The organism is Novipirellula aureliae (genome assembly GCF_007860185.1).
Lineage (GTDB): Bacteria > Planctomycetota > Planctomycetia > Pirellulales > Pirellulaceae > Novipirellula_A > Novipirellula_A aureliae.
Genome location: NZ_SJPY01000035.1, coordinates 1 through 1,620 on the forward strand (window position 1 = coordinate 1; position 1,620 = coordinate 1,620).

Annotated in this window: 2 protein-coding genes; one reads left to right on the forward strand and one right to left on the reverse strand. The window is 53.1% G+C overall.

Translation table 11 applies throughout. The features are described from left to right. The coding region (locus Q31b_RS29280; RefSeq protein ID WP_231617912.1) for a hypothetical protein at nt 1-240 on the forward strand (240 nt) is incomplete at its 5' end. A gap of 893 nt (nt 241-1,133) precedes the next feature. Here Q31b_RS29280 and Q31b_RS27685 read toward each other — a convergent pair. Then, nucleotides 1,134-1,397, reverse strand: coding sequence for a hypothetical protein (locus tag Q31b_RS27685; RefSeq protein ID WP_146602916.1), 264 nt, complete (start codon nt 1,395-1,397; stop codon nt 1,134-1,136). Nucleotides 1,398-1,620: the final 223 nt, after the last annotated feature.

A 1,620-nucleotide genomic window follows, 5' to 3' on the forward strand; every position in this document is an offset into this window, starting at 1 on the left:
TTGGCTCGCAAAACAAGCCAGCAATTTCGTTCTGACGATCACGAGAACCGAGCCAGCGCAGCGTGTATCGCATGCCTTCAAAAAAACAGCGAGCGAAGCTCATCGATCCCGTTCTTGGTTGGCATGGGTGCCAACCCTCTTCCCGCAGGGATACGGGCAGTCACCCCCAGCAATAGAGACAACGATCTGAACCAGAGTGATTCGATTAAGTTCAACGTTTGCGATAACCGCGTAATGTGATCGTAGCGGAGGCGGGTACAATGGCGCAGCCAACCCGCCGTAGCGGAGAGCACATTACTGCGGTTCATCGCCGTTGTTCGTAGCGCACCCTGGATCAAGCACGTAGCGATACACGACACGACAGGCGGTACCGCAATCGTATCGAGTCGCCGGTGCGCACGCAAGCAAATTCGGGCGTCGGATTTCAGGCGTTGGAAGTCAGCGGCATTGGATGCAGTCGGCGTGCTTCGTAGTGACCTACTTGCCGTCGAGGAGATGTATTGTCACCTCGTTCGCCGATGGTTCAGTTTCCAATCTACCCTTGAGACCACCCACAAGAACGGAGACGGTCTGTCCACGCCTCAGAAAGCCGATTTTCTGGGAAAACCGGTTCTTGTGAACCACTTTGTAGTTCCCCACTACCTTGCCGTCTCGAACGACAGGGTCGATAAGTGTAAATATATGGATTCCCTGGATGAACACGTGCATTTGGTTTTCTTGGGATAAACACCAGCATGACCTCAAATGAGAACGGAGCGTTCTGCGGTCACCAGCGCCTACGAACGCCGACGATAACCGCGTCGGCCAGTTTAACGCTGACCACAGAGCAAACGCTCGTGGCCGACTGCGGTTGATCGTTTGGTTATCCGCTACGGTGTGAGTGAATTAGGTTTGATTTAATTACCGAGCAAACGTTTGCAACCAAGTACACGAAGTACCACGACGGATTACGAAGTGTCCAGTGTGCCATCAGGCGATTCCACGACGGACTTCGTCCCCTTCGGTGACATATCGTTTACCAAACAACGTCGTCCTCAATTATACGCTCGGAACCAGTCCGATGACATCAACAAGTTTAAGCGACGTCGCCGGCATGATCTGTGCGAGCAGAGAGCGATGGTAGGAGTATAGCATCAAAACAACGCGTCGGGTGACACGTCAGGCAAGTTCTCAGCAACGGCAACGGCAATTTCAGCCTCCATTTGCCGTTGAAGTTTCCAGCGGCGTAGGATACCCGCGCCATTCCATTCGTCGGCGTACTTTTCCTCGACGTTGCGGCGAGCATCGGATTCGATTGCAGATACGAGTCGGTCGTATCCGTCCGCGACAAATCCGGAGGTGGAATCAGCTGCGGCTGTGCCTGTGCGCGAGTCGGATCGAATGTTACCGCGTGTCATTTCGGTCAGTCTCGAGACGAGTGATTTCAGTCGGATAACGAATTGCATTCTATCCGGGGACCAGGCGTGGAAAAGCCTTGATCAATGGTTGACGTTTTTCGCCTGGTCCACGGATAGAATGTGCGTTGAACTTTGTCGTGCAGACCGCTTACGTTGGCAATCCGCTTAAAACGATTCTAACATAAAGTCGGTGTTCGGACACATTCCCGCAAAGTACAACTGC

Coding starts and splice junctions, on each gene's coding strand:
- Q31b_RS27685 (WP_146602916.1), bottom strand. CDS start 1,397: ATGACACGCGGTAACATTCGATCCGACTCGCGCACAGGCACAGCCGCA.